The 13,467-nt window shown below is 46.8% G+C and carries 15 protein-coding genes; 3 read left to right on the forward strand and 12 right to left on the reverse strand.

Going from position 1 to position 13,467, the window contains the following annotated elements; genetic code table 11:
* Window positions 1-20 precede the first annotated feature (20 nt).
* Together IEX60_RS04875 and IEX60_RS04880 are read right to left on the reverse strand one after the other, a co-directional pair.
* Window positions 21-905: an NAD kinase gene (locus IEX60_RS04875; RefSeq protein WP_188748030.1), complete on the reverse strand. Its 885-nt coding sequence runs from the start codon at window positions 903-905 to the stop codon at window positions 21-23.
* A gap of 4 nt (window positions 906-909) precedes the next feature.
* The gene (locus IEX60_RS04880) at window positions 910-1,572 is read right to left on the reverse strand and encodes a CBS domain-containing protein (protein ID WP_188748032.1); all 663 of its coding nucleotides are present in this window, start codon (window positions 1,570-1,572) and stop codon (window positions 910-912) included.
* 199 nt (window positions 1,573-1,771) lie between these two features.
* Between IEX60_RS04880 and glsA the strand changes: the two genes are divergently transcribed.
* Both glsA and glsB read left to right on the forward strand, forming a co-directional pair.
* Window positions 1,772-2,596: a lyso-glycine lipid O-acyltransferase GlsA gene (gene glsA, locus IEX60_RS04885; RefSeq protein ID WP_188748034.1), complete on the forward strand. Its 825-nt coding sequence runs from the start codon at window positions 1,772-1,774 to the stop codon at window positions 2,594-2,596.
* Between the two features lie 4 nt (window positions 2,597-2,600).
* Window positions 2,601-3,557 carry a glycine N(alpha)-acyltransferase GlsB gene (gene glsB / locus IEX60_RS04890; RefSeq protein ID WP_188748036.1) on the forward strand — a complete coding sequence of 319 codons (957 nt, stop codon included), beginning with the start codon at window positions 2,601-2,603 and terminating at the stop codon, window positions 3,555-3,557.
* A 60-nt stretch (window positions 3,558-3,617) separates the two neighbouring features.
* Here glsB and IEX60_RS04895 read toward each other — a convergent pair whose 3' ends face one another.
* Window positions 3,618-4,073 (reverse strand): GatB/YqeY domain-containing protein, encoded by a 456-nt coding sequence (locus tag IEX60_RS04895; RefSeq protein ID WP_188748039.1) that lies wholly within the window; start codon window positions 4,071-4,073, stop codon window positions 3,618-3,620.
* Window positions 4,074-4,317: 244 nt separating this feature from the next.
* Between IEX60_RS04895 and IEX60_RS04900 the strand changes: the two genes are divergently transcribed.
* Window positions 4,318-4,536, forward strand: coding sequence for a hypothetical protein (locus IEX60_RS04900; protein WP_090622961.1), 219 nt, complete (start codon window positions 4,318-4,320; stop codon window positions 4,534-4,536).
* 17 nt (window positions 4,537-4,553) lie between these two features.
* Here the strand turns inward: IEX60_RS04900 and IEX60_RS04905 are convergent, their stop codons facing one another.
* The 9 genes from IEX60_RS04905 to sucC form a co-directional block, all read right to left on the reverse strand.
* Window positions 4,554-4,982, reverse strand: coding sequence for a CBS domain-containing protein (locus IEX60_RS04905; RefSeq protein WP_188748042.1), 429 nt, complete (start codon window positions 4,980-4,982; stop codon window positions 4,554-4,556).
* 234 nt (window positions 4,983-5,216) lie between these two features.
* Window positions 5,217-5,651, reverse strand: a complete 435-nt coding sequence (locus IEX60_RS04910) for a hypothetical protein (protein ID WP_188748044.1) — start codon at window positions 5,649-5,651, stop codon at window positions 5,217-5,219.
* A gap of 60 nt (window positions 5,652-5,711) precedes the next feature.
* Entirely contained in the window at window positions 5,712-6,362 is a 651-nt protein-coding gene (locus tag IEX60_RS04915; RefSeq protein WP_188748045.1) for a SprT-like domain-containing protein, read from the reverse strand.
* Entirely contained in the window at window positions 6,355-7,881 is a 1,527-nt protein-coding gene (locus IEX60_RS04920; RefSeq protein WP_188748047.1) for an ATP-binding cassette domain-containing protein, read from the reverse strand. Before IEX60_RS04920 ends, IEX60_RS04915 begins: the two co-directional genes overlap by 8 nt.
* Window positions 7,881-9,056 carry a Na+/H+ antiporter NhaA gene (nhaA, locus tag IEX60_RS04925; RefSeq protein ID WP_188748049.1) on the reverse strand — a complete coding sequence of 392 codons (1,176 nt, stop codon included), beginning with the start codon at window positions 9,054-9,056 and terminating at the stop codon, window positions 7,881-7,883. Before nhaA ends, IEX60_RS04920 begins: the two co-directional genes overlap by 1 nt.
* A 31-nt stretch (window positions 9,057-9,087) precedes the next feature.
* Window positions 9,088-9,708, reverse strand: coding sequence for an L-threonylcarbamoyladenylate synthase (locus tag IEX60_RS04930; protein ID WP_188748051.1), 621 nt, complete (start codon window positions 9,706-9,708; stop codon window positions 9,088-9,090).
* Between the two features lie 77 nt (window positions 9,709-9,785).
* Window positions 9,786-11,231, reverse strand: a complete 1,446-nt coding sequence (gene asnS, locus IEX60_RS04935; RefSeq protein ID WP_188748053.1) for an asparagine--tRNA ligase — start codon at window positions 11,229-11,231, stop codon at window positions 9,786-9,788.
* Between the two features lie 55 nt (window positions 11,232-11,286).
* The gene (gene lgt / locus IEX60_RS04940) at window positions 11,287-12,126 is read right to left on the reverse strand and encodes a prolipoprotein diacylglyceryl transferase (RefSeq protein ID WP_188748056.1); all 840 of its coding nucleotides are present in this window, start codon (window positions 12,124-12,126) and stop codon (window positions 11,287-11,289) included.
* Window positions 12,127-12,195: 69 nt separating this feature from the next.
* The gene (sucC, locus tag IEX60_RS04945; protein WP_188748058.1) at window positions 12,196-13,386 is read right to left on the reverse strand and encodes an ADP-forming succinate--CoA ligase subunit beta; all 1,191 of its coding nucleotides are present in this window, start codon (window positions 13,384-13,386) and stop codon (window positions 12,196-12,198) included.
* Window positions 13,387-13,467 lie beyond the last annotated feature (81 nt).

Consider the following 13,467-nt stretch of genomic DNA (forward strand, 5'->3'; position numbering starts at 1 on the left):
CATCGATTATCCGCATTCCATCAATAATTCCGGGCGTCAAGTCCCCAAAGCAACTTGTTGCGCAGGTTGGAAAAATAGCTGTAATTTTTCAGCCGTAGCAGATTGGCCTGGTAATGGGCCCTACGGATTTTGAGCCGGATATCTGTAGAAACCGAAGTTGTTTGTGAATCGCAGGATAAGAGGAACTTGCCGCTCCGGCTTTCGATTTGCAGCTCCAATTCGATGTCATCCGAAAGAACCACAGGCCGCACATTGAGGTTATGCGGTGATATGGGCGTGATGACAAAATTGCCGCTACCAGGCACAATAATGGGGCCGCCGCAGCTCAGTGAATAGGCGGTTGATCCGGTAGGAGTAGCCACAATGATCCCGTCTGCCCAATACGCGTTCAGTAATTCACCGTTGAGGTACGCACTTACCGTAATCATTGCCGAGCTGTCGCTTTTGAACAGCGTAATATCATTTAATGCAAAGGGACTGCCTTTGAAGAGTGTCGTCTGCTCGGACCATACCGATAACAGCGTCCGTTTCTGAATGTTGTATTCGCCCTGGAAAATGGCCTCGATGGCAGTGTCGATATCGTCTTTGTTAATATCTGCCAAAAAACCGAGTCGCCCGAGATTGACACCCGCAACGGGAATCCCTGAGTCGCCCACGATGGACACCGCAGCCAGCATAGTGCCATCACCGCCCAGACTCAGCATAAACCCGATATCTTCCGGCAATTGGCTGCGGCTGGAGTAATTATGGAATGCTCCAGAAAAGGTAATCTGCTGCCCCAGGAACTGCTGAAAATCTTCGTATATCCACAGTTCGGCGTTTCGGGCTATCAATACGTCAAATAGGTGCTGCACATAAGGGATGACCGATGGTTGGAATTCCCGTCCGTAAACCGCTATCTTCATAGTTTTACATGTTGATGTAGTTCATCAATTGCTCGTAGCGGTCGCGGGAGTTGTCGCGGCTATTCTCGTCGTTATACGTAGCTTTGACGGTGTAATCGTGCCGTAAAAACGAAGATACGATGGATGAAATATTCGATTTATTGACTTTGATGGTGACCTCCAGCCGGGAGGAATCCGAGAAAGTTTGTACATAAGAATTCAGGATCTGTGCGTTGTCCGATTCGACAATGTGAGCGATGTGTGAAAGTGCATTGTCGCGATATCCCATTTCCAACACAATAATGCCTCCGGGCTGATGAATAGACATGGTTTGGCTCAATGTGCTGACCAGCTCAAGTGGCGTGATGGCCCCTAAATAGGTATGCTGTTCATCCACAACGGCTAAGAGATCAAGTTGATAAATCTGAAAAAAGAGTAGGGCGTCATAAATGTGCTGGGTGGCATAGAGATGAATTTGCAGATACGCCACATCGGCCTGCTCGATATTTTGATCGACGTTTGTAAGACCTGCTAAGGTTTCATAAGATACCGATCCGAGGAACAGATCGTCTTTTACCACCGGCAATTGGGTCAGGCGTAGGTCGGCCATTTTATCCAGCGTATAGCGGATGCTATCCGTCGGATTGATCGCATAATTGCCTTCTGTAATGACTTGACCGATATTCATGACTGCTCTCCAAGCTCTTTATTTATTAAACGAGTAAAATGTCAAATCGTTTAATCTTGTCAAAATTAGTCGGTTTTGTTGACAACCACGACTGTTTTGCGTTTTTTTTCACATATTGATGATTTTAGAAGGTAATTAAACAAACGAATGACAATACACGAACTTTTACTACTTTTGGCTGCTGATCGCATACGCTGTTTTGGAAGATAAAGACAAATACATTGTTATTAGGGAGGTTATCCGGAAGAAAAACCCGCGACTCCTCCAGTGGATACCTCGCTTCTTACTGCGTTACATTGAACGAGTCGTGCATGAAGAGGACATCAACCAGGTGATGGCCAACATAGGACACTTGCATGGGCTTGATTTTGTGAATGCATTGATTGCAGAACTGGGTGTCGTTGTTGAACTCCGCGGCGAAGAAAATATTCCGGCTACGGGAGGAGCGATTTTTGCCTCGAACCATCCCCTGGGCGGATTGGATGGAATTGCCTTCATGCATGCACTGGGCAAATACAGACAGGATATCAAATTTTTGGTGAATGACATTCTGTTGAACATCAAGAACCTGGAACCCTTATTCGTGGGAGTAAACAAACACGGAACACAGGGTCGTAAAGGGATGGAGCAAATTGAGGAAGCCTATGCGCGCGATCATGCGCTCCTGGTTTTTCCAGCCGGACTGGTATCCCGCAAGCGAAAGGGCAGGATTGAGGACCTGGAGTGGAAAAAAAGTTTTATCAACAAGGCTAAAAAATATCAGAAAGATATTGTGCCCGTGTACATCGAAGGAAAAAATTCTAATTTTTTTTATAATTTCGCCCGTTTCAGGGAATTTATAGGAATCAAGGCTAACATTGAAATGTTTTATCTTGCAGATGAAATGTTTGCGCAGAAAAACAAAAAAGTAACCATATGTATAGGAAAACCAATTTCTTATACTTATTTTGACGCCTCTAAAAGTGAAAGAGAGTGGGCTGGGCATATAAAACAATTGGTTTACGACTTAGCCCCTGAAAACTAACTATATGCAAGAAATAATAGCACCTGTTGACCGCAGTCTCATAAAAACGGAGCTTACTCAGGAGGCGTTTGTCAGGTATACCAACAATGGGAATAACGAAATTTACCTGATAAATCATCACAATGCGCCAAACACGGTAAGAGAAATCGGACGATTGAGGGAACTGACTTTTCGCGCGGCCGGAGGTGGTACGGGGTTGGATCTCGACTTGGATGATAACGATACCTGTGCCGATGCTTATGACCAACTGATTGCCTGGAACCCAGAAGACGAGGAAATCATCGCGGGATACCGGCTGATTAAATGTAAGGATGTAGGAACAAACAGCCACGGAGAAATCAACTTATCCACCGCTCATTATTTTCATTTTTCGCCCAAATTCATTCGCGAATACTTACCTTACACCATTGAATTGGGGCGTTCATTTGTGCAACCCAAATACCAGCCAGGAAAGGATAACCGGAAAGGATTGTTTTCACTTGACAATCTGTGGGATGGGTTGGGCGCCGTGGTAAAACTCAACCCCGACGTTAAATACCTGTTTGGAAAGGTAACCATGTATCCGCATTATAACCAGGAGGCAAGAGATCTGTTGATTTATTTCATGCACCATTATTTTCCGGATAACGAAAATTTGGTTTGGCCGATCAGACCTCTCGGCTATTTTAGTGATACCACGCACTTCCGCCGGCTTTTTGAAGGACTTGAATATAAGGAGGGATATAAAATACTCAATACCCGGATACGGGCACTGGGGGAAAACATCCCCCCGTTGATCAATACCTATATGAATCTATCTTCTACCATGAAAACGTTTGGTACCGCCCAGAACAACGAATTTGGTACGGTAGAGGAAACCGGCATCATGATTACGATTGACGATATCTTCGAAAGCAAAAAAGAGCGCCACATTTCTACGTATGAGCGCGATAAGGAAATCGGAAGCCGAAAGGTGATTTAGGCTATCAGCTATCAGCTATCAGCCGATTGCCGACAGCTGATAGCCGACTGCCGACAACAGCTAATTCTCGGTTAATAAGGCCTTGGCAATTTCGGAAATGGTTTTGCCGTCTGCTTTTCCGGCGAGTTTCTGGTTTGCCAATCCCATCACCTTGCCCATGTCTTTCGGACCCGAAGCACCCGTTTCAGCAATGAGTTGTTTGACGGCACTTTCCACTTCTTCACGGCTGAGCTGCTTTGGCAGGAAGCTTTCGATTACTTCCAGTTCTTCTATTTCGATCTGATACAGATCGTCACGGTTTTGCTGTTTGTAAATCTCCGCAGACTCCCGTCGTTGTTTGGCCAATTTCTGCAGCACTTTAACTTCGGTGTCTTCCGTGAGTGCCTCGGCAGGTCCTTTTTCTGTTTTTGCAAGCAGTATGGCTGCCTTGATGGCGCGTAGGCCGCGGAGCCGGGTATTGTCTTTGGCCAGCATGGCTGCCTTAATGTCCTGATCTATTTTATCTTGTAAAGCCATTTTCTGTAGGTTACTTGTTTTGAGGTTATTTTACGATGCCAAAGATAGTAATTTAAGTTTACACGAATAGCCACGGAAGCGGGGGTATTAATCGATAGCAGTTGATGTTTGCCACGAATGCACAGATGGTTATAAATGATCCGTGTTTGTCAGATGATTCGTTTGTTAGATGATTCGTGTTAATTCGTGTATTCGTAGTTTTTTTGAGATATTTTTTTGTACTTTTGGCGCAAATGTTATTTATATGGCAACTGCATTAGAAAAAACACCTCCGAGAAAAACCGATAACAACGCAAATCAAACCCATTATTATGTAACATTGGCTATTGCTGTAGCAATCGGGTTGGCTGGTACCTTCCTCCGGTTCTTACAGGATTCAGCACTGCTATCCGCCATTTCCAATATCCTGCTCGCCCTCGGTTGGTTTATTGTCTTCCGCGTGGTGTTCCGGATTATGAAATAGGACGATGACGTAACCTGCTAACTATTAATGTAATTTTCTAATTGGTTGATGGTCTGCTGCTGGTCTTCGATGATGTATTTGACCAAGTCACCGATAGAAAGCATACCGATCACTGTATCTCCTTCAACAACCGGGAGATGCCTGAAATGATGATTGGTCATCAGCTGCATGCAATGATCAATGGCTTCATGCGGTGAGATGGTATGCGGATTAGGAGTCATCACCTCATACATGGGCGTATCTTTGGAGGATTTTCCCTGTAGAATAATCTTGCGGGCATAATCCCTTTCCGTAAAGATGCCCCGTAATGCCCCGTTTTCAATGATCAGCAATGCACTGATGTTTTTTTCCATCATCATCTTTAATGCTTCCAGTACAGAAACATCTTGGGATACCGAATAGACGACGGCTGGTTTGTTGTTGAGGATGTGCTTAACGGTTTTCATCTGTAAATAATTTTATTTCATCGGTCAGATGGAGCTTATCCTGTTTAAAATTTACATTTCCTTGTGTGATAAAAATGAAATTTCAAACAGGAACGGTTCATAAGTCAAGTCGTTGCTTAATATGTCAACAGAAATACAGGGGCCAGCTTATAACTATAATCGGCGTTTCGCAAATACAGGATAAAGATAACGAAATTCCTCAAAAAAACCTAACACATTTTTTCGACGCTGCTACTAGCCGGCCAGTCCGCTTGGCCAGGCATGCCACGGAATGCGGGAAAGAATCAAAATCAATCCGATGATATAAAATATCAGCACACTTGCATTTTGTTGTTTGGGGGTTGGCAATCGTTTTGCCCGTGAATAGCCGACGGTAATCAGCACAACGGCTACCAGCATCATGAGGGGGTGTTCGAGAAAGTAAAGGCGGGCTACGCTATCTTTCATTGCGGCTCCTGATGCATTTTTAATGCCATAAGGTGAGACGAAATAGGTGATCAAACCAACGACCAATTGCAGATGCGCACAGATGAGTCCTAACAATGCCATTTTACGGTTATACCCTTTATTTTGCAGGTAAGCGAATAAGACGTAAAGAATGGAAATAACCAATCCGGCCAGTAGTACATAAGCCAAAGTTGAATGCAGGTGTTTGATCCCGGTGTACATAGTTTTTTAGTTGTTTATGTTAGTACCATCCCCAACTCGATAGTGGGGCTGTTGTTGCCATTACGATGAATGACGTGCTAAAATTACGGAATTAATTGGAGATTCCAGCACCGTTACTTCGGCAACCGGACTGAAAAGATAGATGCGCCGTGTGGTTAGCTCAATGCAGCGGTACCGCTTTCTGATTTTTTCCTTCTTTTGGAAAACACGGCCGTTTTTGAGGGAAAAAATAGCATTTTCTGGCAATTGCTCCACAACTTGGATACCATTGCTTTGGATATCATATCGTTTCAATACGCGGAATAATCCCAGGTCCGTACAACTTGATGCAGCCGGATTAGCCAGATAGCGAATCAGGGCCGCTTCGACGTCACCGGGGAAAACCCTCAATTGGATAAAAGGTTGCATAAGTTGGCCGAAATGGGTTTTCCACTCCTGTCCATGGGGCTTTACGCTATTTTTATGGTTATTCCAAGTTTTTAAATGGGCAAACTCGTGGATGGTCGTAATCAAGAAAGCGTAAGGATTCAAATTGTGATTTACGGATATGCGATGTCCATGTTTACCATGTGGCGCCCTGTAGTCGCCCAATTTGGACGATCGGCTTTTGCTGATGCGGAAAAGACATCGGCTATCAACAATCCATCGGGAAATAACCGGCGCAGCAAGCGCGGGCATGTATTGGCTTAACTGGTGACTGTAGTCAGGCATGTCTGTCTGTTTTTTCTGCGATTTTCCCTTTTTCCAATCGGATATACTTCGTTACACAAGCGGGGATATCTTCGGCATAGTGACTTACGTAAATGAGCGTTGTACCGACGATGCGATGTAACTCGTCGACTAAATTTTTGAAAAAATCATGGTGCTGCGGTCCCAGGCCTTGGCAGGGCTCATCGAGAATGAGCAGTGTCGGGTTTTTGATTACTGCCCTGGCGAGCAAGCACAGCCGTTGCCGGTCTGGACTCAGCTGTGCCAAACGCAGGGAAGCAGTATCGGCCATGCCAAAAAGCTGCAGCCATTGAAGAGCTGTTTCCTGCTGTGCAGCACTTACTTTCCGGAATAGTCCAACCGTATCAAAAAATCCCGAAAGTACTACCTGCAATGCCGTTTGGGTTTTGGGAAAATATTGGTGTAGCTCCGGTGACACGTAGCCGATTTGTCTTTTGATGTCCCAAATGCTTTCGCCCGAGCCGCGTTTTCGCCCAAATAGCGTAATATTATTGCTGTACGCCTGTGGATTGTCGCCGTTAATCAAGCTGAGCAAGGTAGATTTGCCAGCGCCGTTGTGACCCTGCAAGGCCCAGGCTTCACCGGTAGCCACCCGCCAGGTTATTCCATCCAGGATGAGCTTATCTCCATAACGTACCGTTACATTCTTCAGCTCAACAACCACCTTGGAGTCTTCAGGGGGGCGGGGTTCGAGCAGCCTACGGATAGGGCCGTGTAATGACTGGTGCAGCTGGGATTGGGAAGTAGCCAGTTCGGGGGGGGACCACTTGATTTCACGCTTGGGTCCTTGCGCGATGACGGTATCTCCCTGGATTACGGCAACGTGTGTGATACACGGTGGGATTTCTTCTGGAGTGGTAGCGAGGATGATCTGTGTACCGGACCTGGCAATGGTGTCCAGAATTCCATTCAATCGATGCCGTGTTTCCACATCGAGCCCAATGAGTGGATGGTCGAGAAGTAACAGCCTGGGATTGCGGACCAGAGCGGCGGCAATCATGAGCCGCCGTGTTTCCCCGTTGGATAATTTAATCAGGTTTTTGTCGGCCAGCGGGTCAAGCGCCAGCAGTTCCATCACATCGTTGGTCTTCCAGGTGATTACCGGATTCTTGGACGTAATGCTGTGTAGGTACTCGGTTACGGTGGCAACATCCTCCGCCTCTGTACTGTTGAACCGTTGCTGGTAATAAAAGTTCTGCACGTTGCTTTTGCTGCGAAAATGATGGTGGAAAGGGACGTAACAGACCAGGTCGTGGTGGTTACGGTAGGTGCCATCTTCGGGTTGCGCCAGGTAGTCATCCGCATAATAATGACGAACGATACCCCGGGTAATCGGGGTACGCCCGGTAAATACTTCCAGAAGCAGGCGTTTTGACTCTTCGGGATATCCTGTAATGGCCCACTGTTGACCTCTTTCCATTTTGAAGTTGAGGTTCTTGGCAACGGGTTGCCCCTCTTTCGTCACGGTTACGTCGGTTAACGCTAAAAACGGTGTATTCACTAGTTGCTGTTTTGGTTCGTATACTTGCGCCCTAATCGATTGAGGATAACATATCCAATACTGCCGGAGAATATCGACGCGACCAAAATGGCAAATTTAGCCGCTGTCTGATGATTGAGGTCTTCAAAAGAAAGTAACGCGATGAATATCGACATCGTAAAACCGATGCCTCCAATCAATCCAATGGAGAGCAGTTGGGTCCATTGTGTGCCTTTGGGAAGCTCACTTACCTTCAGCCTGACTGCAATCCAGGATAGAAGGGTGATGCCCAAAGGTTTGCCTATACATAATCCGGCGATAATTCCGAGCCCAAGCGGACTGGTAAGTCCTTCTACCATTCCACTTTCAAACCGGATATTGGTATTGGCGAGGGCAAACAAGGGCATAATGAAAAAATTGACGGGAGTACTGATGGCGTGTTCAACCTGTTGGATCGGAGAGGGGCCGCCATTTCTACCCCGAATCGGAATGGCAAAAGCAGTAAGTACGCCGGCGATGGTAGCGTGTATGCCGGAATGATGGATGAAATACCAAATAAATAACCCTGGAATCAGGTATAGCCAAATGGATTTCAGGCCCATCCGGTTCATAAAAGTCAGCAGCAGGAAAATTCCCAGTGCATACAGCAAATAACTTGCTGCCAGATCAGTTGTATAAAAGATGGCTATGACCAGAATGGCTCCGAGATCGTCCACGATTGCCAGGGCCGTCAGAAATACCTTCAGTGCAATCGGTACACGTTTGCCTAATAGCGAAAGAATGCCAATGGCGAACGCAATATCCGTTGCCATCGGAATGCCCCAGCCGTGAGCGGTTTCAGTGCCCATATTAAACAGTAAATAAATGCCTGCCGGTATCAGCATGCCACCCAGTGCGGCAAAGAAGGGAAGTGACGCTTTCTTAGCCGATGAAAGCTGGCCATGTGCCAGCTCTTGTTTTATCTCTATGCCGACCATCAGGAAGAACACAGCCATTAAGCCATCGTTTATCCATTGGAGGATGCTATACCGGAGATGGACCTGCGGTGTCTCGATTCCTACCGGATGGGCAAGTAACGATTCGAAACCGGAGCCCAGGGGTGAATTGGCAATAACCAGGGAAATAACCAGAAACACCAACAATGTCATGCCACTGGCCGAGTCGGCTTCAAAAAATTGTTTGATCTGTTTACGCATGGATGGGTAATCTCGTGAGAAATGCCCAAATTTACAAAAAAAGGGACAAATCGCCTTTTCCCTCGCGGACAATTTCGAAATCACCCGAAGTAGCATCCACCACCGTAGAGGCAACGTTGCCGCCGTAGCCTCCGTCGATGACCAGGTCTACTTGGTTGCCGTATTTTTCGTGAATCAGCTCCGGGTCCGTGGAGTACTCCACGATTTCGTCGTCGTCGTGGATGGAGGCCGATACGATGGGGTTGCCCAGCTCACGCACGATCTCCCGGGCAATGGCATTATCCGGTACGCGGATACCCACAGTCTTTTTCTTCGAGCTCAATAGTTTGGGTACCTGTCCGCTGGCATTAAAAATGAACGTGAATGGACCCGGAAGCGCCTTTTTCAGCAACCGGAATGTTGCGGTATCAAAGGGCTTGGTGTATTGCGCAATGCTGGTGAGGTCATTGCAGACAAAAGACAGATTTGCCTTTTCAGGCTTGATGCCCCGCAGTTCGCACACCCGCTCAATTGCGCGGTGGTTGTTGATGTCACAGCCCAGGCCATAAACAGTATCCGTTGGGTAAATAATCAAGCCACCTCTGCGCAGCACGTCCACTACCTGTTGGATGGCTTTCGGATTCGGATTCTCTTCATAGATACGTATTAACATCGTTTCAGCAATTGAACACAGATGACACGGATGCGTAAATCCGTTTAATCTGTGTCATCTGTGTGCTAATTAAACCATCAAAACTCCGCGTTGTTTGGCGTACGCGGAAAAGGAATTACATCGCGGATGTTGGTCATACCTGTAACAAAGAGGACCAGCCGCTCAAATCCGACACCGAACCCCGAATGCGGGGCGGTGCCAAAACGCCGGGTATCCAGGAACCAGTCCATTTCATCGGTCGGAACACCCAGTTCCTGCATACGTTGCACCAACTTATCGTATCGCTCTTCGCGCTGTGAGCCGCCTACCATTTCGCCAATGCCGGGAAACAGGATGTCCATGGCAGCAACGGTCTGCCGTCCCTGGTCATCCGGCTCATTGAGCCGCATATAAAATGATTTGATTTCTGCCGGGTAATCGGTAATAATGACCGGCTTCTTGAAATGTTTTTCTACCAAATACCGTTCGTGCTCAGATTGCAGGTCAGTACCCCAACCCGTTATGGGGTATTTAAATTGTTTCTTTTGATTGGGCTTGCTTTGGCGCAATATATCGATCGCTTCTGTATACGTAATCCGCTCAAACTGGTTGTCCAAACAGAAATGGAGTTTCGTGACGAGATCCATCTCCGAGCGCTCCTGTTGGGGTTTACCCTTTTCCTCTTCCAGTAGCCTGTTCCTGAGGAATTCGATTTCATCGGGGCAGTGGTCGAGGGCAAATCGGATAACGTATTTGAGAAGTTCCTCTGCCAAATCCATGTTATCTTCCAGTTCGTAAAAGGCCATTTCCGGCTCAATCATCCAAAACTCCGCCAGGTGACGCGTGGTGTTTGAGTTTTCCGCACGGAACGTCGGCCCGAATGTATAGATGTTGCCCAAGGCCATGGCAGCCAATTCGCCCTCCAGTTGTCCGGATACGGTCAGATTGGTAGGCTTGCCGAAAAAATCCTCCCGGTAATCAACGGAACCATCCGGGTTCCTCGGCGTATGGTCAAAATCCAGGGTCGTCACCTTGAACATTTCGCCCGCACCTTCGGCGTCAGACCCCGTGATAATCGGGGTATGCATATACACAAATCCACGGTCAAAAAAGAACTGATGAATGGCAAAAGACAATGCATTGCGTACCTTGAATATCGCGTTGAAGGTATTTGTACGGAACCGTAGGTGGGCGATTTCACGTAAAAATTCGAGGCTGTGTTTCTTGGGCTGCAACGGAAATTTTTCCGGATCACTGTCGCCGAGTATTTCGAGCGACTCTACCTTGATTTCGACCCGTTGCCCCTTGCCCAATGATTCTACCAGCGGCCCGGAAACCGCAATGGCTGCGCCGGTGGTAATCCGCTTCAACAGGTTTTCATCGGTACGGGTAAAATCTACCACCGCTTGGATGTTGCCGAGGGTAGATCCATCGTTGATGGCTATAAACTGATTGTTCCGAAATGTTTTAACCCATCCTTTTACGGTTACCTGTTGCCCGTATTCCGTTGCATTCAATAAATCCTTTATACGTGTATGTTTCATATCTTACCTTTCGGTTGTTTGTAGCTATCCGCTTTCAGCGATCGGCTTCCGGCGATCAGCCATTTGTTAATTCAACTGTTGCCGGCGTAGGTTTGTTTTTGTATAGCGCTAATGCTATGCCGGCTAAAATGAAGGGGATACTTAGCCATTGCCCCATATTAAGCGCCATCCCTTGTTCAAAGGCAACCTGATCTTCTTTGAAAAATTCAATACAGAAGCGGGCAGAAAATAATAAAATCAGAAATATCCCGAACATAAAGCCACTGGGTCGGTTATTTTTTTGGTACAGAAAAAGCATTACACAAAAAATAACCAGGTAAGAAACCGCTTCGTAAAGCTGGGCGGGATGGCGGGGAAGATTATCTACCCGTTGAAAGATGATACCGTAACCCTCTCCCGTGGGTTTGCCAATGATTTCAGAATTCATGAAATTCCCGATCCGGATAAAAGCACTCGTTAAGGGGGCAACAATGGCCAGGCGGTCCACTACCCAAAGAAAACCCAGCTTGGTTTTTTGGCAATATAGGATGATAGCGATGAGGATACCAAGGGTTCCACCGTGGCTGGCTAATCCGCCAAACCCAACAAACCGATAAGCCCCGTCTATTTTTGCTATGGGAAGAAATATTTCAATGGGAGCCTTCCAGAAATATTCGGGTTGATAAAAGATAAAATGTCCAAGCCGCGCACCGATAAAGGTTCCCAATATCGTATAGATTGCCAGTCGCTCAAATTGTTCAGGTGGAATACCTTCTTTTTTGTATATCCGAGCCATGACATAATATGCGGCAGCAATGCCCATCGCAAATAATAAGCCGTAGTAGCGTACCGGAAATACCCCGAAAAGTTTGGTGATTTCGGGAGATATGTTCCAGTGGATAAGGGCTGCAATCATCGGATATACTAAAACCAAAAAAACCTCCAATGAAACTGGAGGCTTTGATACATCATTTAAATTTTATAGTCACGATAAAACCTTGGTTACCAGGTCTGCGGCTTCTTTTAATAAAATAGCCGAGTAAACCTCCAACCCGGATTCATCAATCAGCCGTTTGGCTTCTTCGGCGTTTGTGCCATGAAGGCGGACGATGATCGGAACGGGAATATTACCGATTTCCTGATACGCATCAATAACACCCTGAGCTACGCGGTCGCACCGTACAATGCCTCCAAAAATGTTGATGAGGATGGCTTTTACATTCGGATCTTTCAGAATGATGTTAAACCCAGCTTTGACGGTTTGTGCATTTGCCGTGCCCCCTACATCCAGGAAATTCGCGGGTTCGCCTCCTGCCAGTTTGATGATGTCCATGGTAGCCATGGCTAGCCCGGCACCATTCACCATGCAGCCTACGTTTCCATCAAGCTTTACATAGTTGAGGTTGGACTCGCCAGCTTCTACCTCTGTGGGGTCTTCTTCGGTTACATCCCGCATCTCCGCATAATCCGGATGACGGAACAAACCGTTCTCATCCAGATTCACCTTTGCGTCTACAGCCAGAATCTTATCGTCCGAAGTTTTCAATACCGGATTGATTTCAAAGAGCGAAGAATCTGTAGCATCATATGCCTTATATAAGGAAGCAACGAATTTGGTCATGTCTTTGAACGCCACACCGCTTAACCCGAGGTTAAAGGCAATTTTACGTGTTTGAAAGCCTTGGAGGCCGACTTTCGGATCAATTTCTTCCTTAAAAATAAGATGCGGTGTTTTTGCGGCGACTTCTTCAATGTCCATGCCGCCTTCCGTGGAATACATGATGATGTTGCGGCCGCGGCCACGATCCAGCAGCACGCTCATATAAAATTCCTTGGTTTCGCTTTCGCCGGGATAATAAACATCCTGGGCAATCAATACTTTGTTTACCTTTTTGCCTTCCGGCCCCGTTTGAGGGGTCACCAGTTGCATACCGATGATGTCGGAAGCCCGCTGTTTCACCTCGTCAAGATTCTTGGCCAGCTTCACGCCGCCACCCTTGCCACGGCCACCGGCATGTATCTGGGCTTTCACCACCACCCAGTCCGAGTTGTAGTCTTCCTTCAACTTTTTGGCTGCTTCCACAGCTTCTTCAGGCGTCTCAGCGACAATGCCTTCCTGCACCCGTACGCCGAAACTCTTCAGTATCTGTTTGCCTTGATATTCGTGAATGTTCATTTGCGAAAAATTTGGCGTAAAAGTAGGGTTTTAATCGGGAATGGTCAAGGGAAACCTCTAAAAATTGCCTACCTTCGCAGC

Origin of the sequence: Parapedobacter defluvii (assembly GCF_014642075.1) — a bacterium.
Lineage (GTDB): Bacteria > Bacteroidota > Bacteroidia > Sphingobacteriales > Sphingobacteriaceae > Parapedobacter > Parapedobacter defluvii.

Coding starts and splice junctions, on each gene's coding strand:
- IEX60_RS04875 (WP_188748030.1), bottom strand. CDS start 905: ATGAAGATAGCGGTTTACGGACGGGAATTCCAACCATCGGTCATCCCT.
- IEX60_RS04880 (WP_188748032.1), bottom strand. CDS start 1,572: ATGAATATCGGTCAAGTCATTACAGAAGGCAATTATGCGATCAATCCG.
- glsB (WP_188748036.1), top strand. CDS start 2,601: ATGCAAGAAATAATAGCACCTGTTGACCGCAGTCTCATAAAAACGGAG.
- IEX60_RS04895 (WP_188748039.1), bottom strand. CDS start 4,073: ATGGCTTTACAAGATAAAATAGATCAGGACATTAAGGCAGCCATGCTG.
- IEX60_RS04900 (WP_090622961.1), top strand. CDS start 4,318: ATGGCAACTGCATTAGAAAAAACACCTCCGAGAAAAACCGATAACAAC.
- IEX60_RS04905 (WP_188748042.1), bottom strand. CDS start 4,982: ATGAAAACCGTTAAGCACATCCTCAACAACAAACCAGCCGTCGTCTAT.
- IEX60_RS04910 (WP_188748044.1), bottom strand. CDS start 5,651: ATGTACACCGGGATCAAACACCTGCATTCAACTTTGGCTTATGTACTA.
- IEX60_RS04915 (WP_188748045.1), bottom strand. CDS start 6,362: ATGCCTGACTACAGTCACCAGTTAAGCCAATACATGCCCGCGCTTGCT.
- nhaA (WP_188748049.1), bottom strand. CDS start 9,056: ATGCGTAAACAGATCAAACAATTTTTTGAAGCCGACTCGGCCAGTGGC.
- IEX60_RS04930 (WP_188748051.1), bottom strand. CDS start 9,708: ATGTTAATACGTATCTATGAAGAGAATCCGAATCCGAAAGCCATCCAA.
- asnS (WP_188748053.1), bottom strand. CDS start 11,231: ATGAAACATACACGTATAAAGGATTTATTGAATGCAACGGAATACGGG.
- lgt (WP_188748056.1), bottom strand. CDS start 12,126: ATGATTGCAGCCCTTATCCACTGGAACATATCTCCCGAAATCACCAAA.
- sucC (WP_188748058.1), bottom strand. CDS start 13,386: ATGAACATTCACGAATATCAAGGCAAACAGATACTGAAGAGTTTCGGC.